The organism is Crinalium epipsammum PCC 9333 (genome assembly GCF_000317495.1).
In the GTDB taxonomy this organism is placed as follows: Bacteria; Cyanobacteriota; Cyanobacteriia; order Cyanobacteriales; family PCC-9333; genus Crinalium; species Crinalium epipsammum.
On sequence record NC_019753.1, the window covers coordinates 3,791,042 to 3,816,929 of the forward strand.

Sequence of the window (25,888 nt, forward strand, 5' to 3'; positions counted from 1 at the left end):
AGGAGGGAGGAGGGAGGAGAGAGGAGTAGGGAAGGGGGAAAGGTTTAACGGTTCACTACTAACTGCTCAAATGCTAATTTAGCAGCGCCAACCATACCAGCTTGATTACCTAATTCTGCCTGTAATAGTTGCAGTCCAGCGCGAGAACTAGGTAATACTCGTTTTTCTATTTCTGCTAATGCAGATGGGAAGAAAAATTCTGCACTTGCACTTACACCGCCTCCAATTACGATCGCTTCTGGAGTTAGGACGTAAATTAGACTAGCTAAGCCAATTCCTAAATTCTGTCCGTAACTTTTCCAGAAAGCTAATGCTTCAGCGTCACCTGATGCAGCAGCTTCGCCTAGCTGATTTGGTTCTTTTCCTGTCATGCGTCGAATTGCCTGAACTGAAGCGTACTGTTCTAAAGAGCCTTGATTACCACTATTACACGCCGCGCCATCTGGATACAAGGTGATTAACCCTAATTCACCTGCTGCGCCTTGATGTCCTGTAAATAATTTGCCATCAAGGATAATTGCACCACCTACACCAGTACCTAATGTGAGTAATATGAGATTACGGAATTTGCGCCCCGCGCCTAACCAAGCTTCTCCTAAACCAGCACAGTTAGCATCGTTGGCGAGAATGGTAGGTAAATTTGTTTTTTCTTCTAACCAGTCAGCTAGGGGAACATCATGCCAACCTGCTAAGTTAATTGCTACTTGAGCAATTCTAGCAGTAGCATCGACGGGACCTGGTGTACCAACGCCGATCGCTCTAGCACTGTTTGTTTTTAAGGATGCGATCGCCTCAACTATAGCATCGACAACTGCTGTCGGTGTCGCGGGTTGCGGTGTTGGCACACTTAAAGACTGCAAGCAAGTACCATCTTCAAGAAAGCGTCCTAGTTTAATTGCTGTTCCGCCTAAATCAATCCCAATTACTTCAGTATTTTTCACAATCGTAAATTTAAACTTTGTTACTTGCTAGCTAGATGTTCTTGCACAACACGCTGATAAAATTCTTCTAGTGCTACTACACAAGTTTTATCTTCATAAACGCGATCTTGGTTTTGCTTAACTTTATTTATAATACTTTCTCGCCACTCTTGATCTAAACCTAATCTGACAGCGATTTCAATATATTCTGCTTCATCAGTAGCAATTGTGTCTATAACTCCTAGCATCCTGAGAATTCCATAGGAGTGACGACCGCGCATAAACTCACCTGGGCAAGTAACAATGGGTAAATTGCAAGCGATCGCTTCTAATGTAGTATTCCCACCCGACCAGCCAAAGGTGTCTAGATAAATATCTGCAACTAAATTAAGGTTAAGATAATCTACTCGATTAATTCTTGGTAAAATCACACAATATTCTGCACTATTCAACCCAAAACTAGCAAAAGCTTTTTGCAGACGCTGCCTAAATTTTTCGTCGATTGTTTCAGTTTTACCACTAGACAAAAAGACAAACTGAGCTTGGGTAATGCGCTGTGCGATCGCGGCATATATATAGTCATATTGTGGGAGATATTTGTAAATAGACTGGCACGATAAATAAATCGTCGCATCCTCCCTCAAGTAAAAATCACAGCGTTTTTTACTGAGTTCAGGAATTACTGGTTTGGCATAATTAATGCCAATATTAGGGAGGCGAATTAATTTTTCTGAATAATGTTTTTCATTATTTGGCGGTTCCATCAAATTACTAGAAAGGAAATAATCAATATTTGGTAATCCTGAAGTTATGGGATGTCCCCATGTAACACACTGTATCGGTGCTAAACGCAACGCCCCAATTTGTGTTAGTGCTGGGTGCATACCAATATCTATAAAAACTAATATGTCTAATTTATCGTTAATGATTTGTCGGCAAAGTTTTTCTAAGTTTTTGGGTATATGACATTCTGTAATCTGGCAAAAAACATCACTATAAAGCCTAAATTGCTGTGTCATCCAGTCTACAGACGAGTCATTATAGTAAGAATATATTTCAAGGTTTTGGCGATTATGATTTTTTAGCCAACCAAGAAATAAATGTCCTACTGTATGACTTTGCATACAATAAGAAATATATCCTACACGAATTTTCCTGGCTGGGGTTAATTGTGATTTTGCTATAGGTTGAACCCATTGAGGATAGTTAGCAGCCATGACTTGATGCACAAGTTGCCCATATTTAATTTGCACATCTAAATCGTTCTTGCTTTGATAATGCAAGTAAAAATTTGTACGCCAGCTTAATCCTTTAAGTGCGTTATTTTTTGCTTCTGTACTAACTAATGATAGTTGCGAAATAAAGTCAAATAATTGCTTAATAAATCTGCGGCGATAAAAATCTATTTCTGCTGCGTCTTGATAAAGAATTGGGAGAATACGACATTTTTCTAGCTGAATAGCAAAATCTTTAGGTAGTAACTGTGCAGCTTCGTTAGCAAAGGCGATCGCTTCTTCAACTCGCCCTAGCTGTTGCAGATATGTTATTAAACTTAAATAAAGATAAGTAGCCGTTGGATGATACTTAATTCCTTTTTTGTAAGAATTAATTGCTACTTCTGGTTGATTATTTTTTTGATAGCAATCAGCTAGTTTCGTATAAAATACAACATCTTCTACTGGCTTACTTAAAGCTTTTTCATAATGAGCGATCGCTTCTGAATATTTCCCTTGTTTGTGGGCTTCATCTCCTAGATAAATAGCAGCATTTACAGAATTATTTTTAATATCTTTAGCTAATTTTAAATTGTGTAATATATCTTGATTATCAGAATGAAATTCTAAACTAGCCTCATAAAAAGCAATAGCCTCATCAACTTGCTGTTGCTCCATTAACAAATTACCTAAATTAAGATAACTACCAAAATGAGATGGCACATTAGCTATTGCATTCCGATAAACTAACTCTGCTTGCTGGATATTACTAAGCTCACATAGCAAATTGCCTAAGTTATTATAAGCATCTACGCATTGAGTATCCAGATTAATTGTAGCTTCATAAGCTTCAATTGCTTGTCCAACTAACCCAAGTTGTTGAGACACTAAACCTAAACTATAATGATAAGTAGCTCTAGTATCATCAATACTAATAGAGCGCAATAGCATTTCATGTGCTTGAGAGTATCGCTGCATTTGAGCATTAATTATCCCCAAATGATAATAAGCATCAGCATGATTGGGTTGTAGTTGAATTATTTGCTGATAAATCTCAACGGCGGGGATAAATTGCTGATTAATTTCCAGTTGTAACGCTTGTTGCTCTAAATTTAATAGCCTTTGGGGTAAGGTTTGTAACTCTAATTGCTCACAAGTATTTCTCAGAGCTTCAATTACTATCTGTGATCTGTGATTTTCTGTTAAATCTGAACCGTCATAACTATAATCTTGCTCTATATCCCAACTAAAAATTTGTATACCTTCGCCCCAAGTATTCTGCACTGTTGCAGGTAACTCTAGTAATAGTTGCGCTTGTGGTGTCGTCGTTAAAAAATCCCAATGTGCTTGTTGTGCTGTACTGTATTTACTCCCAAAGGCAATAATTAATGCTTGTGGTGCTAATAGGGGTTTGACTAATTGTAATGCTAACAGTTGAGAGCGATAATCGTGAGCGCCCGCATAGACATATACTCCAATTTTAGTTTCTGGAGATATTTGTCTTAATTCACCGAAAAATTCGGCTGCTGGTTGCTCTGTTAAAATGATTTGCTCGTCTAAGTTATATAAACTTACGGCTGAAGTTAATTCAAATAATACTTCTGATTGCTGGTGATTATCTGTTGGTTGTGCAACTAGATATGCTATTTGAGGATGGTTAATCAATGCGCCGATGACATCAGATGCGGTGATTCCGTCTATTTGACAAAATACTTCTTCCTCACTCATGCACTGTAGCCCCCAGTTGAGCAACTGCATGATGCTGGTTGAGCTATTAGCCCCAATTTGATGATTTATTTCGTTGTAGATTTCTGTTAGGGGTTGGGCTGAGGCTTTTCCCCATCCTTCGTATAACTGTGGGAGTTTTTTAATAAATTTCTGATAGTCCATTTTTTATGTTTTATTTATTAAGAAATTTATCTTTTATTGAGATAGTAGAGATTTGTCAGGGGTCAATAACTATTAATTAGATGTTCGTGAACTACACGCTGATAAAATTCTTCTAACGCTACCACACAAGTTTGATCTTCATAAACACGCTTTTGGTTTTGCTTAATTTTATTTATAATACTTTCTCGCCACTCTTGCTCTAAGCCTAATCTCACAGCAATTTCGATATATTCGGCTTCAGATGAAGCAATTGTTTCTGTAACTCCCAACATTTGTAAAATGCCGTAGGAGTGACGACCGCGCATAAATTCACCTGGACAAGTAACAATGGGTAAATTGCACGATATCGCTTCTAATGTAGTATTACCACCCGACCAACCCAATGTATCAAGAAAAACATCTGAAACTAAATTCAGATTTAAATAGTCTACCTGGTTAAGCGGTGGCACCATTACACAATATTCTTCACTCTTTAACCCAAAACTAGCAAAAGCCTTTTGCAAACGTCTGTGAAGTTTTCTGGTAATTGCTTCACTGATATCAGATTTTATAAAAACAAACTGTGATTGAGGAACACATTTAGCAATAGCCGCAAAAATGTAGTCATGCTGTGGCAAATATTTAAATAAAGACTGACATGATAAATACACTAAAGCATCATCTTCCAATGAAAAATCAGCGCGTTTCTTCAAGCTTGTAGGTAAAACTGACTGAGGATAACAAACTCCAATATTTGGAAGACGTACTAATTTTTCTGAATAATGTTCTTCACCATTATCGGGTTCCATTAATTCACTCGATAAGTAGTAATCAATGGTTGGTAAACCTGAAGTAACTGGATGTCCCCAAGATGTACATTGAATAGGAGCTAACCTTAATGCTGCCATTTGGTTAGATTTAGGGTTTTGACAGATATCTGGGTAAACTAATATATGTAGTTGATCTTTAATTATTTGCTGACCCGCTAACTCTATATCTTCTGGAAAGTGATAAAAAACCTCACTGTAAATTTTAAAATCTTGAGTAATAAAATCTGTATGTACACCAAGATGATAACAGGAAATTTCAAACTGGTTTTTAGGATGATGTTTCATCCATCCTAGTAGCCATTTAGCTCCGCTATTATTTCTGAAGTTAGCGGAAACATAACCCACTTTTATTTTTTGCTTTGTAGTAATAGATGATATTTTGGAAAATTGATGATATTCGGGATAGTTGGCAACCATGATTTTATGGATTAACTGCCCTGATTTTTTTTGTAGTTCTAAATCATTTTGGCATTGCCTATGTAAGTGATAATTTGTTCTAAACTCTAAACCTTTGAGGACATTTTGTTTTGCTGCTACAGTTTCTAATGATGTTTCTGCAATTAAGGCATCTAATTTATTACTAAACCTAGTACGGTAAAATTCAATTTCTTCCACAGTTTCGTAAATTACTGGTAGAAGCCGTTGCTCCTCTAATTTAAAAATAAAGTTTTCTGCTATTGTTTTTGATGCTTTGATTGCTACTGCGATCGCATCTTCAACACGATCAGCATTTTGGAGAGCTACAATCAAGTTTAAATATAAATTACGTTCGTTAGGATAATGTGCGATCGCCTGCTGATAGGTTTCTATGACATTATCTTCCAGATTTAAAGCTGTGTAGCATTGTACTAAATAATTATAAATATTTAGATGTTCGGTTTCAATATCTAAAATATCTCTAAAGTATTGAATTGCTTCTAAATATTTATTACGATAATAAGCAGCACAGCCCAAGTAAAAATAAGAGTTAGTTTTGTCATTTTTGGCTGCAAATGCTAATCCTAGATTATTCATTATATCAGGATAATTAGGGTTTAATTGCAGTGATTTTTGATAATTTTCGATAGCAGCATCAACTTGTTGCTGATATATTAACAGATTTGCTAAATTTAGATAGCTTCCAAAATGATTAGGATTATTAGCGATCGCCTGCTGATAAATCAACTTAGCTTGCTCAATCTCACCAATTTTAACTAAAATATTACCTAAGTTATTATAAGCATTTACCCATTGAGTATCGAGATTAATAGCAGTTTGATAAGCTTCAATCGCTTGTCCAACTAATCCCAGCTTTTCTGAGACTAAACCTAAACTATAATGATAAGTAGTTCTAGTATCATCAATACTGATAGAACGCAATAGCATTTCATGCGCCTGAGAGTATCGCTGCATCTGCTCATTAATTATCCCCAAATGATAATAAGCATCAGCATGATTGGGTTGTAGTTGAATTATTTGCTGATAAATCTCAACGGCGGGGATAAATTGCTGATTAATTTCCAGTTGTAATGCTTGTTGCTCTAAATTTAATAGCCTTTGGGGTAAGGTTTGTAACTCTAATTGCTCACAAGTATTTCTCAGGGCTTCAATTACTATCTGTGATCTGTGATTTTCTGTTAAATCTGAACCGTCATAACTATAATCTTGCTCTATATCCCAACTAAAAATTTGTATACCTTCGCCCCAAGTATTCTGCACTGTTGCAGGTAACTCTAGTAATAGTTGCGCTTGTGGTGTCGTCGTTAAAAAATCCCAATGTGCTTGTTGTGCTGTACTGTATTTACTCCCAAAGGCAATAATTAATGCTTGTGGTGCTAATAGGGGTTTGACTAATTGTAATGCTAACAGTTGAGAGCGATAATCGTGAGCGCCCGCATAGACATATACTCCAATTTTAGTTTTTGGAGATATTTGTCTTAATTCACCGAAAAATTCGGCTGCTGGTTGCTCTGTTAAAATGATTTGCTCGTCTAAGTTATATAAACTTACGGCTGAAGTTAATTCAAATAATACTTCTGATTGCTGGTGATTATCTGTTGGTTGTGCAACTAGATATGCTATTTGAGGATGGTTAATCAATGCGCCGATGACATCAGATGCGGTGATTGCGTCTATTTGACAATATATTTCTTCCTTATTCATGCACTGTAGCGCCCAGTTAAGCAACTGCATGATGCTGGTTGAGCTATTAGCGCCAATTTGATGATTTATTTCGTTGTAGATTTCTGTTAGGGGTTGGGCTGAGGCTTTTCCCCATCGTTTGTATAACTGTGGTAGTTTTTCAATAAACTTTTTATAGTCCATTTTTTTAATCTAATGCCGTAATGACTATAGCTGCTAAAACAACAACGTATATTCTGAATAATTGGAGGGTAACTATTGGCTTAATTGATTTTTTTGAACTACATTACGATAAAATTCTTCGAGTGCTACCACACAAGTTTTATCCTCAAAAATACGGTGTTGATTTTGCTTAAATTGAGCTACTATACTTTCTCTCCACTCTTTATTTAAACCTAATTTCACAGCAATTTCAATATATTCGGCTTCAGATGAAGCAATTGTTTCTGTAACTCCCAACATTTGTAAAATACCGTAGGAGTGACGACCGCGCATAAATTCACCTGGACAAGTAACCACAGGTAAATTGCTAGCTACCGCCGTCATTGTAGTATTTCCACCTGACCAGCTAAATGTATCTAAATAAATATCTGAAACTAAATTAAGATTGGTATACTCCACTCCATCTAGTCTAGGCAAGATTACACAGTAATCTTCACTATTTAAACCATAACTAGCAAATACTTTTTGCAAACGCTGCTTAAATTTTTCTGTAATTGCTTCGCTTATATGAGAACCAATAAAGGCAAAGTGAGCAGAGGGAACACGCTGTGCGATCGCTGCAAATACATAGTCATACTGCGGCAAATATTTATATAGTGATTGACATGATAAATACAATATTTTATCATCATCTAACTTAAAATATGAGCGTTCCAACGTGGTTTCAGGTATAGATGGTTGCTCGTAATAAAGACCTATATTCGGCAACTTGATCAATTTTTCCGAATAATGTTCTTCACCCTTTTCTGGTTCCATCAACTCGCAAGATAAGAAATAATCCATTGTTGGTAAACCCGAACTTATAGGATGTCCCCACGTTGTGCATTGTACTGGTGCCAGACGAAGAGCGCCTATGAGCGTCATAATGGGATGCATACTGATATCTAGAAAAACTAACAGGTGGAGTTGGTCATTAAGAATTTGCTGGCATACTGCTTCTATATCGCCGGGAATATGATGAAAAATATCGCTATATATTATGAATTCTTGAGTTTTGAAATCTTTAGATTCGTTGAGAGCGTAAGAGTAAATTTTAAACTTATGTCGGTTATGCTTTTTCAACCAACCTATTGTCATACAGGCAACTACATGACTATTCATGTTATTGGATATATATCCAACTCTGATCTTGCCATCTGTCTCCAGTGGTGGCATCGGCAAAGGTTTTACCCATTCGGGATAAGTAGCCGCCATTGCTTGATGAACAAATTGTCCATATTTCGTTTGAAGTTCTAAGTCATTTTTACCTTGATAATGTAAATAAAAATTTGTGTTGTGACTTAATCCTTTAAGGATATTAGCTTTAGTTTCAGGATTATCTAGTGAGATTTGGGAAATTAATTCCAATAAGTGTTTAATAAATCTGCTACGAGCAACCTCTATTTCTGCTGCATTTTCATAAATAATTGGTAAAACCCGGCATTGTTCTATTTTTATAGCGAAATCATGAGGTAGTAACTGTACAGCTTGATTAGCAACTGCGATCGCTTCTGACTCCTTTCCTAACTGTTGTAGCATCGCCATAAATTTTAAATATAAATATGTTTCAGTAGGATAGTGCTTTATTCCTTCTTTATAAGTATTGATTGCGGCTTTCGGTTGATAAGTTTTTTTATAGCACTCAGCTAATTTGATATAAAAAAGTATATTTTCTACTGGCTTGCCTAAAGCTTTTTCATAATGAGCGATCGCTTCTTCATATTTTCCTTGAGCATAAGCTTCGTTACCCCAATAAATAGCGTCTTTAACAGGGTTATATTTAATGTCCTGAGCTACTTTTAAATTGTGCAATATATCCTCATTATTGGCATGAAGTTTTAAGGCACTTTCATAAACATCAATAGCCTCATCTACCTGCTGTTGAGATATTAATAAATTACCTAGGTTTATATAACTACCAAAATGCTGAGGATCGGCTGTAATTCCTTGCTGGTATACCAATTTAGCTGGCTCAATCTCACCAAAGCTAAATAGCAAATTACCCAAATTATTATAAGCATCTACCAAGTTGGGATTAAGTGTAACTGCCGTTTTGTAAGCCTGAAGCGCTTGGGCAGTTAAGCAAAGTTTTTCAGACACTAAACCTAAGCTATAGTGATATTCAGCAATCGAATCATCCAAGTTAATAGACTTCAATAAGAGGTTTAGCGATTGGGCGTAGCGGTGCTGATCGTAATCAATCATCGCCAAATGATAGTAAGCATCCGCATGATTTGGTGACCAACTTAAAATCTGCTGATATATTTCTGCTGCTGCTACAACTTGTTGATTTGACTCTAGCTCTAATGCTTGTTTTTTCAACAATTCTATAGTATTGCCCTTAGTGTGCAACTCAAATTCATCAGCAAAAGCACTCAGTGCTGTAATCACAGGTTGATGACGAAAGACAAAACTTGACTCATCGTAGCTGTGATGTTGAGTAACATCCCAACTGAAAATATGTAAACCTTTACCCCAATTTCCACTAGCAGTTGCAGGTAAATTTAACAGCAATTGAGTTTGGGGCGTTGCTGCCAAAAAATCCCAGTGCGCTTGTTGTGCAGTACTAAAATTACTGCCTTCAATAATAATTATTGCTTGGTCAGCTAAAAACGGTTTTACTAGCAGCAGTGGTAATAATTGCGAACGATAATCTTGAGCGCCTACATAGACGAAGACACCGATTTTCATTTCTGGTTGAATTTCCCTTAATTCCCTAAAAAACTCTTCCCAGTCTTGAGGGGTAAAAATTACTTGCTCGTCTAAGTTAAATAAACTTAAGTTTTCACTAAATTGCTCAAATTTCTGTTCTAAATCAAAGCTGTTGTCTGCCGCATAAGCAATTTGATCTGGGTGATTAATCAGTGCGCCGATCAAATGTGCTGCTGTTATCCCACCAATTTGACAATAAACTTCATCGTCTGTGATGCAGTCAATAGCGCAGTGGAGTAACTGCATGATGCTAGTTGAGGTAGTGTCTTGTAATTGTGCTAATAGTTGGGTAAATTCCGGTGACTTGGGACGCGCTGATGCTTGTCCCCAATTTTCGTACAATTCTGGTAACTGTTGCAAGAATTTTGGGTAGTCCATTAGTTGAATTTAATCCCATAATAATTTTTCGTCTTATAAGTTCCATTGGCTAATGGAAAATTTTCAGATAATCCTTAACTAAATTGATTGTTCCTGAACTACACGCTGATAAAATTCTTCTAGCGCATCTACACAAGTTTGGTCTTCAAATACACGGTGTTGGTTTTGCTTAACTTGCTCTACGATCGCGAGTCTCCACTGTGGATCTAAACCTAATCTCACAGCAATTTCAATATATTCTGCTTCATTAGTAGCAATTGTATCTGTAACTCCTAGCATTTTCAGAATACCGTAGGAGTGACGACCACGCATAAACTCACCTGGACAAGTAACTACAGGTAAATTGCTAGCTACTGCCGTCATCGTGGTATTTCCACCTGACCAGCTAAATGTGTCTAAATAAATATCTGAAACTAAATGAACATTAGGATATTCCAATCCATCTAGCCTGGGTAAGATTACGCAATAGTCTTTGCTATTTAAACCATAACTCGCAAAAGCTTTTTGCAAACGCTGCTTAAATTTTTCTGTAATTGCTTCGCTTATCTGAGAACTAATAAAGGCAAATTGAGCTTGGGGAACAAGTTGTGCGATCGCTGCAAACACATAGTCATGCTGCGGCAAATATTTAAATAGTGATTGACACGATAAATACACTACCGCATCAGAACGCAACTTGAAATGTGAGCGTTCCAACCTAGTTTCAGGTATCAAGGGTTTCTCGTAATAAAGACCTATATTCGGCAATTTGAGCAATTTTTCTGAATAATGTTCTGCTCCATTTTCTGGTTCCATCAACTCACAAGATAAGAAATAATCTATTGTGGGTAAACCCGAAGTTATAGGATGTCCCCAAGTTGTGCATTGTACTGATGCCAGACGAAGAGCGCCTATTTGCGTCATCATCGCATACATACCGATATCTAGAAAAACTAGCACGTGCAGTTGGTCATTAATAATTTGCTGGCATACTGCTTCTAGATTATTGGGAATCTGATAAAAAACATCACTATACATTTGAAAATCTATAGTTTTTGAATCTTTAGCTGTATCTATCGCATAGGAGTACACTTTAAATTTATTTCTATCCTGCCTTTTTAACCAACCTATTGTCATATTAGCAACTACATGATTAAACATAGAATTGGATATATATCCAATTCTAATCTTGTTATCTGTATTCAGTGGTGGCATCTGCAAAGGTTTCACCCATTCGGGATAATTAACCGCCATTACTTGATGAACAAATTGTCCATACTTTGTTTGAATATCTAAGTCATTCTTGCCTTGATACTGTAGGAAAAAATTAGTATTGTAACCGAGCGCGTCAAAAGTATTCTTTTTTGTCTGTTGACTATCTAAAGATATTTGATTAATAAAATTATTTAATTCGTGAATAAACCTACTCCTGTAAACTTCAATTTCATCTATATCTTTGTACAGAATAGGCATTAATCGTACTTGCTCTAGTTTTATTGCTAAGTTGTTAGGAAACTGAGCTACTGCCTGTTGAGCAATTTTAATGGCTTCTTCTATATGATTTAACCATTGCCTTAGTACGATTAACTTCAAATGAGGAACAAATTCATTGGGATACTGGATAATTGCTTGTTCAAAAATTTTTATTCCTAGTTCGTATTGGTTAGTTTTGAGGTAGCATTCAGCGAAATCCAAATAAAATTGAAGTTCACCTGGTTCTTGTACGAAAAATTTCTGAAAATAATTAATAGCTTTTTGATATTTTCCTTGGCGGTAAGCTGCATAAGCAAAGTGAATATCTGATTGAGATTGTTCATTATTTGCAGCAAAAGCAATTGCTAAATTATTAATAATATCGGGATTACAGGGGTTTAAACTTAATGCTTTTTGATAGGTTTCAATTGCTTCCTCTACTCGATCAAGGGACATCAAGACATTTCCTAAATTTAAATATCCACCAAAATGATTGGGATTAGCGGCTACAGCTTGCCGATATATTACTTCAGCCTCAGCTATTTTATCGGTTTTTATTAATAGATTGCCTAAGTTATTATAAGCATCATGAAATTCTGGATTGATAACAATTGCTTTTTTATAAGCATCAATTGCTTGATTGGTTGAATTAAGCTTTTCTAGAACTAAACCTATACTATAATGGGTAGAATCTCTACCTGGATCAATTTCTAAAGATTTAATTAACATAGGAAGTGCATCTTCATATTTAGCTTGAGAATAGTAAAACATTCCCAAATTGTGATAGCTTTTGTGATTATAGATATCCCACTCTAAAACTTGCTTATATTTTTCTTCGGCTAATAATGCTTTTGAATTAAACTCAAGCGATATAGCTTCTTTAGTTAACCTGTCTAAAGTTTCTCGCTTGGTTTTAAATTCAAACTCTGAATAAAAGTCTTCTAATGCTGTTATTAATGGCTTGTTACGAAAAGATTTATTAAACTGCGACCAATCATAAGTCGTAAATTGATTAACATCCCAGCTAAAAATATGTAGCCCATTTCCAAATCTACTATTTCCCTTTTCATTTCCAGGTAATGTCAGCAATAGTTTGGCTTGAGGCGTAGTTGCCAAGAAATCCCAATTAGCCTGTTGAACTGTACTGTAGTTACTACCACTGACAATAATTAAAGCTCGATCTGCCAGAAAAGGCTTAACTAATAAAAGTCCTAAAAGCGAAGATCTATAATCTTTCCCACCTTCATAAAAATAAACCCCAACTTTTTGCTCTGGTTGTATTTCTCTTAATTCGCTGAAAAAATCCTCAAAATTTTCATTAGAAAAAATTACTTGATCTTCTAGACTAAATACCGATAAATTATTTACAAGTTCTTCAATTTTGTGATCTGCGTCATCGACTAAAAACTGCTCTACTGCATAAGCTGTCACTTCTGAATGGTTCAAAAGTGCGCCAATTAAATTGGCTCCTGTGCCGCAACCAACTTCACAATAAATTTCATCTTCTTCCAAGCAATCTACCGCTAAATTGAGCAATTGCATAATATTAGCTATCGCTAATCCTTGCACTTTTTCAACAACTGATTGAAATATGGTGGATTTAGGAAGAAGTATTTGTTTTTCTGAAGTTGTGTATACTTCTGATAACTGATTAATAAATTTTTGATAATTCATTAGAGCGTAGTGTTGTTAACGTAGATACAATGAAGGTTTTATGTTTTACTTATACAGTATTAGCAACCTTTTTGGTAATACTGTATCAACCAGCTTGATGATATTGTGACTTTTTTAACAAAATCAACTATCTGAGCTAATGCTCAAAAAAAATTACCGACAGAGGTGAATTGGATTTCAAGTGGGTAATCTAAATTCAAAAGCGAAAAAAGCATCCCCCTTCAAGGAGACTATATGAAACCCGAATTCCAAGCTAAGTTCCTGCAACACCTCAATTACAAACAACAGCATCCATAAATTTTCTGGGCGAGGGGCAAAATTTATCTCCGTGACTACTAAATAAGCATCATAATTTATCTCAAGTCAAAGCTAAATCAACAACGTAATTATTTGTCTAACTTTTGATAATTATTTGCTTAAGAAGATTTATTGCGAGGATTAATTAACTCGCTGAGTCCCTCTCCTAAAAGAGACAAACCTATTACCATTAATGTTAGGGCTAACCCAGGAAATAAAGTTGTCCACCAAATACCAGTTGGTAAGGCATCAAGAGCTTGACGTAAATCATAGCCCCATTCAGGAGTTTGTTCTGGTAAACCTAATCCCAGAAAGCCTAAACCTCCTAAGATCAAAATGGCATCGGCAGCATTGAGCGTAAATATTACGGGTATACTCTGAATCACATTGAGAAACAGGTAGCGAGACAGCACTCTTGAGGTTGATGCTCCCATTGCTTGGGCTGCTTCGATAAATAATTCATTTTTCACACTCACAGTTTGGTTACGGACTACGCGATAGTATTGGGGAATATAGGAAATACTAAGTGCGATCGCGGCATTAATTACCCCTCTTCCTACCACAAAAGCTAATGTTACTGATAGCAGTAGCCCTGGAAGTGTATATATAGTATCCATTAAAAATAACAACACTCGGTCTAACCAACCGCCTCGATAACCGCTAATCATTCCCAGAGGCACACCCACGATCATACTTATCGCTGTCGCCAGAATCACTACTTGCAACGCGGCTTGGGAGCCATATAAAGCCCTAGAGAAAACATCATAACCTTGGCGACTGGTACCAAACCAATGTTGCCCAGATGGTGGTTGGTGAATTGGGTTACTCAGAGACTCAAGTGGGTTTTGTATCCATCCCCAAGTCTGAAAAGCAGGCGCTAAGACGGCTATAAGTACGAACAGCGAAGTTATCACAATTCCTACTCTCAGCAATTGTATAGAGAGGCTGCGACGCTCAGAAGCTCGTAAAAATCGGGGAAAGCGGAATTTATTAGCAGTATTCATAAATATAAAGGTTGCAATTATAGCTTGATAATAATCTAGATGTTCCCCAAACTAATTTATTACAATTTTATAAGACAGCGAGCAAATCTCATTTCCATGTTGTACCTAAAAATGCCTACAAAGTGACTCTGCCGCCAGTAAGGGAGCCTCAAAAAAGTTTGTTTGTAATGGTGATACAAAGTTGAGCCTAACTGGGTAAGCTACATTCAGAAGGGAAAACAAAGCATCATACCATTAAGGAAATTATTATGAAACTCGAATTACAAGCTAAATTCCTCCAACACCTGAACCGCAAACAAAGCGACAAAGGTTTTACCTTAATTGAACTGTTAGTTGTAATCATCATTATTGGTATTCTAGCTGCTATTGCTCTACCTACCTTCTTAAATCAAACCGCTAAAGGCAAGCAATCTGAAGCTAAAAACACAGTTAGTGCAGTCAATAAATCTCAGACGGCATACCGTGTTGAAAGTACAGCCTTTGCAAGTGATATGTCAACTTTATCACTTGGTTTGCCTACACAAACTACCAACTACACCTACGCAGTTAGTGGTTCTACAGAAACATCCACAGTTACTGGCGAAGCTAGAGATGCCAGTTTGAAAGGCTACAGTGGTGCGAATACCAGATATACAGATGCAAATAGCCAAAGTGCTATAGCTTCAGTTCTCTGTGAAAATCTTGCCCCTGGTACAGGCACAGTTACTGTACCAACCACAAATGCTCTTGCTACCGTCGTTGCTGCTGCTGCTAGCTGCCCTGCTACTGCAAAGACACTCTAAGCAGATCAGCTGTTTGGGGCAACACCAAGACTTGATCCGTAGTTTAACTTTCTTTGATTGGTGGCTAAGAACTATTACTGCTACTGGTTACGGTGCGATCCCACTAGACAAGTCTGCTGTTACGATACTTTATCTGACTTATTTTTTTAGTAAAGGTGATATGAAATTGATCATAAGTGGGTAAGCTACATTCAGAAGCGAAAAGAAAGCATCCCCCCCTCCAGGAGACTATATGAAACCCGAACTACAAGCTAAATTTCTGCAACACCTGAACCGCAAGCAAAGCGACAAAGGTTTTACCTTAATTGAACTGTTAGTTGTAATTATCATTATTGGTATTTTAGCTGCTATTGCTCTACCTACCTTCTTAAATCAAACCGCTAAAGGCAAGCAATCTGAAGCTAAAAACACAGTTAGTGCAGTCAATAAATCTCAGACGGCATACCGTGTTGAAAGTACAGCCTTTGCTGGTGATATGTCAACTTTATCACTTGGTTTGCCTACACAAACTACCAACTACACCTACGCTGTTGGTGGTTCTACAGAAACAGCCACCGTTACTGGTACAGCTAGAGATGCCAGTTTGAAAGGCTACAGTGGTGCAAATGTCAGATATACAGATGCAAATAGCCAAAGTGCTATAGCTTCAGTTCTCTGTGAAAATCTTGCCCCTGGTACAGGCACAGTTACTGCACCAACCACAGTTCCTGGTGCAGTAACTGTTGGTTCTGCTGCTAGCTGCCCTGCTACTGCGAAGACACTATAAGCTATTCACTGCTTATTAGTAAATATATTTTAAGTAATTATAAGGGTAACTCTGTGAAGAGTTACCCTTATAATTACTTTATTTGTCCATCACTGATACAAATGAATTGGAAACCAGAAGCTCAAAAATTCCTTTTAGAAAATAACTATGACCAGTTAACCAATTTTTATGAACAGGCTATTGCAGAGGAACCCGATCAAATTACGCATTATTGGTATTTAGGTTTAGCCTATTTGCTTCAAAACAAAGAAGAAGTGGCTCAAACAACTTGGCTACTAGCAATGGCTGGTCAAGATCAGCAAGTTGAGCAGTGGACGGAAGAACTTGTACAAATTCTGGATCAAGAAGCTGTTCGTCAAGAAAATACAAATAGTCATACAAAAAGTTGGCTAATTCGGCAATACATTCGAGAATTTGCCCCAAATAATCTTAACAACTTACTGCTATTAATTAAAATTGCAATTGCTTTAGGTGAATTCACCCCACAATTACTGAATGACTGGCAAGTTATAGAAAACTTACAACAACATCAACACATAGATTTAGACTTACTCCTACAGATAATCAAACAAGTACTAGAATTTCCCAGTAGCGAAGCATTAGCCTTTACGGAAGCTTGTTTACCGTACTATTCGGAAAATCCTGTAACTTTAACTGATAACTTGATGCTAGTAGCTGTCAAGATAGCTTCTGAAACTTTAAATCCCAAATATGGCGCTAATATTGCAGAGTTCTGTCTAAAATTACGACCGGAATATGCCGAACCCTTACGGCATTTATCTTATTTTTATTCTAATGCTGGTGAGTATCAAAAAGGGATAGAAACAGCTAAAAATTTTTTAAATAATTGTATAACCAATGCTTGGAAAGTTCAGGGCAGTACTTTATTGCTCCGCGCCTTATTTGTGGCTGGCGGTTGGCTGGAAGCAGAGCCTGTTATGCAACAGCACAAATCTTTAGTTTTAGATTTAGTTAAAAATCCCCCTGACGACCTCCACCCTATTGCTGCTAGTTATCTAATCCCAGCCAATTATTATTTACCTGCTTTTGAGGATCAACCAGAAGAATATCATCACTTGCAGAATCTTCTTGCTCAATTATTTCAAAAAGTTGTCCAAGCTGGATCTCAAGAATTGGTAAATTTGCCTTGGAAAAATCCCCAGGAAAAAAATAGAAAGCTGAAAATTGGTTATATCGCTCATACACTTAGATCGCATTCTGTAGGTTGGTTAAGTCGCTGGATATTTAAATACTACAACCATGAGCTTTTTGAAACTCATCTTTATTTAATTCATCAATCTTTAGAAGATAATGGATGGATAGGAGCAGAAGTAGATGGCATTTCTAACTTTGGTTCTGAACCCGAACAAATTGCGGCAAAAATAAAAGCTGATCAAATTGATATTTTAGTTGATTTAGATAGTATTACCTTAGATATTACCTGCACAGTAATGGCTCTGAAGCCTGCACCTGTGCAAGTAACTTGGTTAGGTTGGGATGCTTCGGGCATTCCAGCAGTTGATTACTTTCTTGCTGATTCTTATGTTTTGCCAGAAAATGCCCAAGATTATTACAGGGCAACTATTTGGAGATTACCAACAACTTATGTAGCAGTAGATGGTTTTGAAGTAGCTGTGCCAACTTTGCGGCGCGATGACTTAGGAATACCTGCGGATGCAGTGATATATTTTAGCGCTCAACACGGTCACAAACGACATCCTGATACAACCCGTCTGCAAATGCAGATTATTAAACAAGTTCCTAATAGCTATTTCTTAATCAAAGGTCGTTCTGATGAAGCAACTATTAAACAATTTTTTACTAAAATTGCTGAGTCCGAAGGAGTTGATCCAAGTAGATTAATATATTTACCCAGAGATATCAACGAGTATGTACATCGAGCAAATTTAGGAATTGCTGATATAGTTTTAGATACCTATCCCTACAATGGAGCAACTACAACTTTAGAAACTTTGTGGATGGGTGTTCCTTTAGTTACACGAGTAGGGAAACAATTTGCTGCTCGTAATAGTTACACATTTCTGATGAATGCTGGAGTAACTGAAGGTATTGCTTGGACTGATGCAGAATATGTTGAGTGGGGAGTTAAGTTAGGACTCGATTCCAGCTTGCGCCAACAAGTTGCTTGGAAACTGCGCCAATCAAGGCAAACTTCACCTTTATGGAATGCTCAACAATTCACTATGGAGTTAGAAAAAGCTTATCAGCAAATGTGGGAAAGGTATATTGAAAGTAGATAAAAATTTCTCTTTCACTATACCTCTCCAGCAAAGAATGTAAAGACGCAAAATTTCGCGTCTCTACAAGGGTTCTAGGTAACACACCTTTAATTTCTGGAGATGTCTACTGCTTACTTCTAAATTTTTTGTAATACAGTACTTCGCATCTAACTGTAGTGCAGGTGGGGTATGTGTGTACTTCACCAACACGGAATCTGCTGTAAGTTTCAGTTAAATTGATAATTCCTGTAGCTTAAGACTATTCAATTCCAGTAGGGGCAGATTTTCTGCTTTGGCGCGAGCGATCACTTCAGTATTTTCGTAATTCAAAACGATGCGAGCAGAGATGCGAAATAACAATGATTCCCACCCATTTTCATTAAGTTGTCCAATCAGCGAAATTTCTGCCCCCTCGCTAATGTCTAGATTTTGTTCGAGCAGCAGATTCATCACCACACCAGATACAACTAAATCCGCATCCTCCACAGAAATATTGCTTGTGTCTATTAGAAGAGTTATACGATCTTTGTCAGGGTGAGTCGCGATCTCTTTCAATACAGCCGTTAACTCTTGAGAAATTAACTCTTCAGTTTCGCTCCAGTTAGGGAAAATAATCAGGTTTTTCTCCCTAAGCTTTAACTCATTGCTCAGAGCAATCTCTTGCTCTTTAGTAAGACTATAAATTGTCAAAAAGTCTAATCCTTGCAATATTCCTCTAGCCAGCATAGCTGCTTGAGCTACATTTGATATTCCTGCTTGTTCGCAATTAATAAGTAATAAGTCTAATAAACCATTAGAATTGAATACTGGCCCTTGATAAGCCTTTGGATCTTGAACAAGTTTAGGAGGAATATTTATTTCGGAAATTGGGACTTGATACTTTTCTGCTAAATCTTCAATAGCTTGTAAATTAACGTCATATTTTCCCAAATCCCTATTTATATTTGCAGCCATGCAATTTAATAAAGTGATTATATCTATTTTCAATTCATGATCTTCTGGAAAAAACAGTTCCTTTGTTAAAATTCTTTCAGTAGTCTCTGTCAATACTAGGTTAGGAACTGGAACTAAACTTTCATGTATTAACTCATTCACGTTCTTTTTAAATTCTTCTGAAAATTTTTGCATAGGTTCTGAGTTAAAGCTTTGAAACCAAGCTGATGTTCCTGTACTATGCCCAGAAATTCCACCAAGTGAAAGACCACGAGACGAATAAAAATATCTATCAGAGAAATAAGCATTAACAATGCCAGAAAAAATATCAGGGCAATATGTCAGAAAATATTTACCATATATAGACTTTACTTTAGCAATAATATCTTGATGGACAAAAGAATTGTATAGCATGGGCATTAAATCCCATGAAATTTGAAAGTTATAATATTCTTTTAACTTTTGTCGAGAATTTAAAATCTGTCCTACCTGCCTAAAATTGATACCAAGTCTATTTCTATTCCAAGGTACAATAGCACTATCCCACCAATAAGTATTTTCCCGCGACCAAGTAACAATATTGACATCATATTCATGCAATAGCCTTGAGCATATCTCCACACCGTCTGGCATCAAAGCATCATCATCTCCTAAAAGAGTAACGTATTCTCCAGTGGCATAAGATAAACCTAGTTCCCAATTGTCAGACATTGAAAGTCTTTTTGGCGAACGATAATATTTAATCCTTGAATCATTAAAAGATTTGGCGACTTCAGCCGTTTCTGGGCTACTGAAATTGTCCATAACTACCACTTCAAATTCGGTATGCGTCTGATTAAGAACGCTTTGAATAGAATGCTTGAGGGTGTCATGTCTTTGACGGGTAGGAATAATAATTGAAAACATATTGTGATTCATTTTAATTAACTCAATTGTTTAATTTAACAAGTTTTTGAAATCTTAACTATTGAATAAACTGCTTTAAAATTTGCCACCCACTTTTTTTTACGTCGGATTAATTTATGTTCATTTCAGATGGCAAATTTACTATATCTCGTTTTTTTACATATTATTTATTCTTTTTTACGTCTCAATTTCTCCGCAGCCATGCTCCAGGCCAATGAGTGACATTCTCGCTCAACTCACTTTCATTGAAAGACCAAACAGGCTGTTCTAACAAAAATTCTGTATGCCTTTGAGCAAATTCTGCTGCTGCTGTAGAGGGATTATCCCATTTCCATTCTGGCTTACCACGTGGCACGTCGTCCAGGTCTTTCATAATTCCGTCTGTAGCAATAATATATGAACCAGGGGTCACTAAATCCTGGTAAGCTTCTAATTCGGATAAAACATGGTCTTTTGTATGGCAAGAATCCAGAATAACCATTACTGTTTCTTCTGGTTTTACTAACGATTTGACGTAAGTAATTATATCTGGTGCTATCGAGTTCCCCTCTATTAAAGTAATTAAAGAATACATTTCATGATTTTCAATTGCTTTGAAGTTATGTGGTCGAATTTCAATATCAATTCCAATTACTCGCCCTTTATCCATAGCTTTGCATAAACTAGCATAGTAAATCAATGATCCACCATGAGCAATACCAGTTTCAATAATTACATCTGGTTTCACGCGATAAATTACTTCTTGGATGCGGATCAGATCTTCTGGAAGCTGGATAATTGGTCTGCCCATCCAACTAAAAGTATAAATATACTTCTGGTTCCAACCAATTTTTATCCATAAACTAGAAAGTAATTCAAATGCTTCGTTTGTATAGAGCCCTATTTCATGTTGTTCACCATTGATTTCGTAAATTATAGTTTGTTCGTCCGGTTCAATTGTTAACTTCATTGGAATTTCCTTTATCTAGAATCACTTGATTATTAGTATGCAACAGAGCAGATTATTAACAATATCTGAATATTTTTTTATTTTACTAGAATATGTGAGCCTAGAATAATAAATTCTATATTTAGATTACCCAGTAATCTAAGTTAGCGATCGCCCTGGTCAAAATTTTCTAGAATCTCTACCCTGCCTCCACCAAGCAAGAGTTTGATCCAAACCTTGCTCTAAGTTATATTTAGGCAACCAGCCCACCTCATTAGTCAAACGACTCACATCAGCGACTAACAAGCGTGGTTCCGAAGCTGATGTAGGTACAACACCTAATTTAACCAGGTCTTTGCGGTTAATTTTTTCAGCAATCTTATAAATGACATCTTTTAAAGTCACAGGATATCCTGAAGCAATATTTACAGCCCCAGTCACATCACTATCTAATAAAGCGACAAAAGCAGCCGCCACATCTTCAACATACAGAAAATCGCGAATTTGATTACCGTGTGAACAACGCGCAGGTTCACCTTGCAATAACGATCGCATCACCGAAGATATAAGCCTATCGGGATGTTCATCCATACCATACAAAAAGAAAATACGCCCCCAAGCTGCGCTTAATTGTTTTTCTTTAGCAAAGGCATCTAGCATGATTTGTAGAGAATGCTTACAAGTACCATACAAGGTTGCTGGTAATAATGGGGTAACTTGCTCAGAACAATATCCGTAGTTCCAGTCATACTCAGCACAGGTTCCCGCCATTACTACCCTTTGACCGCCGTAATGAGCAAAAGCTTGTAATAATTCTAAACTTGCTTGCACCCAGCGTAAGTTTTCTGTAGAAGTCCAGAATTTTCCTGGTGTAACAAACCAAGCAAAATGTAAGAGGTGGGTAGGCTGCACTTTAGCTATTAAGTCCCAAATTGCGCCTAACTTCAATAAATCAGTTTGATGCCAATACACATCAGATAATTTTTCTGACTGAATTTGAGAAGAAACAGCATGAAGTTCATAGCCTTTAGCGGCTAACAATGGCAGACAATGGCGACCCATAAACCCTGATGCACCTGTAACTAAGACTTTTTTCATAAATTAAAGTCTGAATATTGCTGATCTTTTACAGAAATAATCCCCTCATCTGCTGGCCATTGAATACCGAAGGCTGAATCATTCCACCTTACGCCGTTAGCCGACTCTGGATGATAGAATTCTGACATTTGATAGAAAACTTCTGTATTGTCTGCTAAGGTTTGAAACCCGTGAGCGAAGTTTTCAGGAATGTATAACATTCTCTTATTATCTGCTGTTAATTCTACCGCCACCCATTTTTTAAATGTAGGGGAATTAGAGCGTAAATCAATAATCACATCATAAATTGCTCCCTTAGTGCAGCGTACTAACTTAGTTTCCGCGTGGGGTTCTGCTTGGTAGTGCATTCCACGTAAAGTGCCTTTTTGATGATTAAATGAAATATTGCACTGCACAAGATTGGGATTAAGATGATGTGCTGCAAATTCTTTTTGACAAAAGGTACGGGCAAAAAAGCCACGGTCGTCTGTTAGCTTTTCTAGTTCAATAATAAATGCGCCCTGTAGTGATGTTTCTGTAAAAATCATTAATCGTTACATTACCTTTAAATCTGGAATAGGAATAATAAAGCGTCCGCCACGCTGCCTATATTCAGCTTGTTGAGCTAAAATTTCTTCCGCAAAATTCCAAGTAAGAAGTAATACATAATCAGGCATTACTTCTAATAGTTTTTCGGGTGGATAAATAGGTAAATGTGTACCTGGAGTGTAGCGCCCTTGCTTGTAGGTGCTACGATCAACTACAAACTCAAGCATTTCTTTTCCAACCCCGAAGTAGTTTAGTAATGTGCTACCTTTTGCAGAAGCACCGTAGACGGCAACACGCTTTCCGTCGGACTGCAATTTATGTAAAAGTGATAGGAGATCTTGACGTAATTTCTCGACTTTTGCACCAAAACTTTGATAATAATTTAACTTGTCTACACCCCAGCTTTTTTCTTCTGCTAGTAAGTTGATAACTTGAGGTGTGGGCTGTTGATTTTTACCAACAAAAATGCGTAGCGAACCGCCGTGAATTGCCAACCGTTCAACATCTACCAATAGCAAATTATGACTACGAAATAATCTATCTAAAGCTGTAAGTGAGAAGTAACATAGATGTTCGTGATAAATAGTATCAAACTCACAATGATCAATCATGTCTTTAACATAGGGAACTTCAATCACCGCTATTCCCTGTGGTTTTAGGAGTAAGCTAATTCCTGCTATTACACCGTTTAAATCTGGAACATGAGCTAAAACGTTATTGGCATGAATGATATCTGCTTGTTTGCCTTCTGCTTTGAAGTTTTCTGCTAGTTCTTTGCTAAAAAATTCACATAAAGTGGGGATACCTTTTTCTTCTTGGGCAACACGGGCAATATTTGCTGCTGGTTCAATACCTAAAACGGGTACATTTTGTCTTTGATAAAACTGTAGTAAGTAGCCATCATTGCTGGCAATTTCAACTACTAAACTGTTGGTGTTTAAGTTTTTAGTATTGATGATGCGATCGCATATCTTTCGTGCATTGTCCAAAGCTGTATCGGAAAATGAAGAAAAATAAAGATACTCGCTAAATAATTCTTCTGGTGGTACTGTTTCGGTAATTTGCACTAAAGCACAATTTTGGCAGAAAGCTAAATCTAAGGGATAAGTTGCTTCCGGTTGATTTAGTTGCTCTGCTGTTAATAGTGCATTGGCTAGGGGCGTTTTGCCTAAAGATAAAATTAACTCTAAGTTAGCTTTGCCACAAGAGCGACAAATAACGGAGCTATTATTCATTATGATGCTCCTAAAAATTCTTTGTACCATGCGATCGCACGTTGTAAACCTTCATCAAGCGTAAATAATGGATGCCAGTTGAGCATCGTTCTTGCTTTGGAAGCATTTAGAAATTGATCGCGAATTTCATTACTAGCTGCGCTGCGAATATCTGGCTTTAAGTCAGAACCCATTAAATACAGTATGCGCTCTACCAAATCTAATACAGTTACTTTAATTTCATTAGAAAAGTTAAAAGCTTGCCCGCGCAAATCAGGGTTTTTGGCTAAAGATTCAGCTAGTAACGTATAGAGGGCTGCACCATCTTCTACATAAAAGTAATCTCTAATATAGTTACCATCAGAACGGATTATTGGGCGCTGTCCTCGCAATACAGAACGAATTGTGCCTGGGACAATCCGATTCCAGTTTAGATCACCACCACCATAAAAATTACCACAACGAGCGATCGCCACTGGTAAACCATAAGTTTTAGCATAAGTTTGGGCAATCAAATCAGAACAAGACTTACTCACATCATAAGGATGCAATCCTTGCAGTGGTGTCGTCTCATCATAGGGCAACTTATCTGAGTCACCATAAGCTTTATCCGAGGAAGCAAATACAATTTGCTTGACCGTAGGGCTATGACGACACGCTTCTAACAATACCCAAGTTCCAGCAATATTAGTCTCAAAAGTTGATATGGGATTACGGTTAGCAATACCCACAATTGTTTGCGCTGCTAGGTGCATAACTGTATCTATTTCATATTCACCCAGCACTCGTTCAAGCGTTGCTTGATCCCTGACATCACCCCGAACAACCTTTACCCTTTCAATTAATTTGCTACGCGCCAATTCACTTTGTGGTATCCAGTCGCGCACCAAGCACACCACATCAGCACCCAAATCAATTAACCTGCGTACTAACCAGCCGCCTACAAGCCCAGTAGCGCCTGTAACTAGAGTAGGACGATCTTGCCAAAATTGATTACCGTCAATCACCATTACTCCCAAACCTTCCAAGGCGGCTTACCACTTTGCCAAAGACTTTCTACTAGCCTTAAATCCCGTAGGGTATCCATACACTGCCAGAAATCATCGTGACGGTAAGCAGCAAGTTGCCCATCCACAGCAATTCGCTCTAGTGTATCTACTTCTAAACTAGAACTATCTCCCTCTAAATATTTAAAAATTTCTGGTTCTAATACTAAAAATCCGCCATTAATCCAACCTTCGCCAGCTTGGGGCTTTTCTGTGAAGTTTGCTACTAAATCTCCTTCTAAAACTAAACCCCCAAATCTCGCAGGTGGACGAACTGCTGTTACAGTTGCTAACTTTCCATGAGATTTATGAAAATGCAACAAATCTGTAATATTAACGTTACTTACACCATCACCGTAGGTAATTAAAAAAGTTTCATTTCCTAAATATGGCTCTAAAAGTTTTAATCTTCCTCCTGTAGAAGTATTTAGTCCTGTATCCATCAAATTTACTGTCCAATCTTCGCACTCTTTTTTATGCACGTGAACAGCGCCATCGGATAAATTGAGCGTCATACTACCATTTAAGGTGTAATAGTCTAAGAAGTAACGCTTAATTACTTCACCTTTATAACCCAAGGCAATAAAAAATTCTTTACAGCCATAGTGGGCATAATGCTTCATTATGTGCCACAGAATAGGTCGTCCACCAATCTCTACCATTGGCTTAGGTTTAACCTCTGTTTCTTCAGCCAATCGGGTTCCTAAACCCCCTGCTAGTATCACAACACGCATATAGTTTCTACTTTTATACTTGAGGAATTATAAATATCTTT

At 37.1% G+C, this 25,888-nt stretch carries 16 protein-coding genes; 3 read left to right on the forward strand and 13 right to left on the reverse strand.

The genetic code is table 11. From position 1 onward, the window contains the following. Positions 1-44: 44 nt before the first annotated feature. The 6 genes from CRI9333_RS16580 to CRI9333_RS16605 form a co-directional block, all read right to left on the reverse strand. The gene (locus CRI9333_RS16580; RefSeq protein WP_015204323.1) at positions 45-941 is read right to left on the reverse strand and encodes an ROK family protein; all 897 of its coding nucleotides are present in this window, start codon (positions 939-941) and stop codon (positions 45-47) included. Between the two features lie 20 nt (positions 942-961). Beyond that, a complete protein-coding gene (locus tag CRI9333_RS16585) occupies positions 962-4,024 on the reverse strand; it encodes a tetratricopeptide repeat protein (protein WP_015204324.1) in 3,063 nt (1,020 codons plus the stop codon). Between the two features lie 62 nt (positions 4,025-4,086). Further along, positions 4,087-7,137 (reverse strand): O-linked N-acetylglucosamine transferase, SPINDLY family protein, encoded by a 3,051-nt coding sequence (locus CRI9333_RS16590; RefSeq protein ID WP_015204325.1) that lies wholly within the window; start codon positions 7,135-7,137, stop codon positions 4,087-4,089. Positions 7,138-7,209: 72 nt separating this feature from the next. Next, complete coding sequence (locus CRI9333_RS16595) at positions 7,210-10,245, reverse strand: tetratricopeptide repeat protein (RefSeq protein WP_015204326.1); 3,036 nt, start codon at positions 10,243-10,245, stop codon at positions 7,210-7,212. A gap of 78 nt (positions 10,246-10,323) precedes the next feature. Beyond that, a complete protein-coding gene (locus CRI9333_RS16600) occupies positions 10,324-13,371 on the reverse strand; it encodes a tetratricopeptide repeat protein (protein WP_015204327.1) in 3,048 nt (1,015 codons plus the stop codon). A 416-nt stretch (positions 13,372-13,787) separates the two neighbouring features. Beyond that, a complete protein-coding gene (locus CRI9333_RS16605) occupies positions 13,788-14,672 on the reverse strand; it encodes an ABC transporter permease (RefSeq protein WP_015204328.1) in 885 nt (294 codons plus the stop codon). Between the two features lie 248 nt (positions 14,673-14,920). Here CRI9333_RS16605 and CRI9333_RS16610 point away from each other — a divergent pair, with 248 nt between their 5' ends. The 3 genes from CRI9333_RS16610 to CRI9333_RS16620 all read left to right on the forward strand — a co-directional run bounded on the left by CRI9333_RS16610 (position 14,921) and on the right by CRI9333_RS16620 (position 18,481). Then, on the forward strand, positions 14,921-15,454 hold the full coding sequence (locus CRI9333_RS16610; RefSeq protein ID WP_015204329.1) for a type IV pilin-like G/H family protein: 534 nt from the start codon (positions 14,921-14,923) through the stop codon (positions 15,452-15,454). Between the two features lie 232 nt (positions 15,455-15,686). After that, positions 15,687-16,220, forward strand: a complete 534-nt coding sequence (locus CRI9333_RS16615) for a type IV pilin-like G/H family protein (protein ID WP_015204330.1) — start codon at positions 15,687-15,689, stop codon at positions 16,218-16,220. A gap of 101 nt (positions 16,221-16,321) precedes the next feature. Next, positions 16,322-18,481 (forward strand): O-linked N-acetylglucosamine transferase, SPINDLY family protein, encoded by a 2,160-nt coding sequence (locus tag CRI9333_RS16620; protein ID WP_015204331.1) that lies wholly within the window; start codon positions 16,322-16,324, stop codon positions 18,479-18,481. 210 nt (positions 18,482-18,691) lie between these two features. Here the strand turns inward: CRI9333_RS16620 and CRI9333_RS16625 are convergent, their stop codons facing one another. From CRI9333_RS16625 to rfbF, 7 genes are all read right to left on the reverse strand, one after another. Beyond that, complete coding sequence (locus CRI9333_RS16625) at positions 18,692-20,311, reverse strand: glycosyltransferase family 2 protein (RefSeq protein ID WP_015204332.1); 1,620 nt, start codon at positions 20,309-20,311, stop codon at positions 18,692-18,694. 172 nt (positions 20,312-20,483) lie between these two features. After that, on the reverse strand, positions 20,484-21,248 hold the full coding sequence (locus tag CRI9333_RS16630; protein WP_015204333.1) for a cephalosporin hydroxylase family protein: 765 nt from the start codon (positions 21,246-21,248) through the stop codon (positions 20,484-20,486). A gap of 159 nt (positions 21,249-21,407) precedes the next feature. After that, positions 21,408-22,325 (reverse strand): NAD-dependent epimerase/dehydratase family protein, encoded by a 918-nt coding sequence (locus tag CRI9333_RS16635; RefSeq protein ID WP_015204334.1) that lies wholly within the window; start codon positions 22,323-22,325, stop codon positions 21,408-21,410. Continuing rightward, positions 22,322-22,852, reverse strand: a complete 531-nt coding sequence (gene rfbC, locus CRI9333_RS16640) for a dTDP-4-dehydrorhamnose 3,5-epimerase (RefSeq protein WP_015204335.1) — start codon at positions 22,850-22,852, stop codon at positions 22,322-22,324. The genes CRI9333_RS16635 and rfbC overlap by 4 nt, the downstream gene beginning before the upstream one ends. A 6-nt stretch (positions 22,853-22,858) precedes the next feature. Next, positions 22,859-24,088, reverse strand: coding sequence for a class I SAM-dependent methyltransferase (locus tag CRI9333_RS16645; protein ID WP_015204336.1), 1,230 nt, complete (start codon positions 24,086-24,088; stop codon positions 22,859-22,861). Further along, the gene (locus CRI9333_RS16650) at positions 24,088-25,077 is read right to left on the reverse strand and encodes an NAD-dependent epimerase/dehydratase family protein (protein WP_015204337.1); all 990 of its coding nucleotides are present in this window, start codon (positions 25,075-25,077) and stop codon (positions 24,088-24,090) included. The genes CRI9333_RS16645 and CRI9333_RS16650 overlap by 1 nt, the downstream gene beginning before the upstream one ends. After that, positions 25,077-25,847 (reverse strand): glucose-1-phosphate cytidylyltransferase, encoded by a 771-nt coding sequence (gene rfbF, locus CRI9333_RS16655; RefSeq protein ID WP_015204338.1) that lies wholly within the window; start codon positions 25,845-25,847, stop codon positions 25,077-25,079. The genes CRI9333_RS16650 and rfbF overlap by 1 nt, the downstream gene beginning before the upstream one ends. Positions 25,848-25,888: the final 41 nt, after the last annotated feature.

What these genes read in the sequence shown, in the direction of transcription:
- CRI9333_RS16585 (WP_015204324.1), bottom strand. Translation starts at nt 4,024, where the DNA reads ATGGACTATCAGAAATTTATTAAAAAACTCCCACAGTTATACGAAGGA.
- CRI9333_RS16590 (WP_015204325.1), bottom strand. Translation starts at nt 7,137, where the DNA reads ATGGACTATAAAAAGTTTATTGAAAAACTACCACAGTTATACAAACGA.
- CRI9333_RS16595 (WP_015204326.1), bottom strand. Translation starts at nt 10,245, where the DNA reads ATGGACTACCCAAAATTCTTGCAACAGTTACCAGAATTGTACGAAAAT.
- CRI9333_RS16600 (WP_015204327.1), bottom strand. Translation starts at nt 13,371, where the DNA reads ATGAATTATCAAAAATTTATTAATCAGTTATCAGAAGTATACACAACT.
- CRI9333_RS16605 (WP_015204328.1), bottom strand. Translation starts at nt 14,672, where the DNA reads ATGAATACTGCTAATAAATTCCGCTTTCCCCGATTTTTACGAGCTTCT.
- CRI9333_RS16610 (WP_015204329.1), top strand. Translation starts at nt 14,921, where the DNA reads ATGAAACTCGAATTACAAGCTAAATTCCTCCAACACCTGAACCGCAAA.
- CRI9333_RS16615 (WP_015204330.1), top strand. Translation starts at nt 15,687, where the DNA reads ATGAAACCCGAACTACAAGCTAAATTTCTGCAACACCTGAACCGCAAG.
- CRI9333_RS16620 (WP_015204331.1), top strand. Translation starts at nt 16,322, where the DNA reads ATGAATTGGAAACCAGAAGCTCAAAAATTCCTTTTAGAAAATAACTAT.
- CRI9333_RS16625 (WP_015204332.1), bottom strand. Translation starts at nt 20,311, where the DNA reads ATGAATCACAATATGTTTTCAATTATTATTCCTACCCGTCAAAGACAT.
- CRI9333_RS16630 (WP_015204333.1), bottom strand. Translation starts at nt 21,248, where the DNA reads ATGAAGTTAACAATTGAACCGGACGAACAAACTATAATTTACGAAATC.
- CRI9333_RS16635 (WP_015204334.1), bottom strand. Translation starts at nt 22,325, where the DNA reads ATGAAAAAAGTCTTAGTTACAGGTGCATCAGGGTTTATGGGTCGCCAT.
- rfbC (WP_015204335.1), bottom strand. Translation starts at nt 22,852, where the DNA reads ATGATTTTTACAGAAACATCACTACAGGGCGCATTTATTATTGAACTA.
- CRI9333_RS16645 (WP_015204336.1), bottom strand. Translation starts at nt 24,088, where the DNA reads ATGAATAATAGCTCCGTTATTTGTCGCTCTTGTGGCAAAGCTAACTTA.
- CRI9333_RS16650 (WP_015204337.1), bottom strand. Translation starts at nt 25,077, where the DNA reads ATGGTGATTGACGGTAATCAATTTTGGCAAGATCGTCCTACTCTAGTT.
- rfbF (WP_015204338.1), bottom strand. Translation starts at nt 25,847, where the DNA reads ATGCGTGTTGTGATACTAGCAGGGGGTTTAGGAACCCGATTGGCTGAA.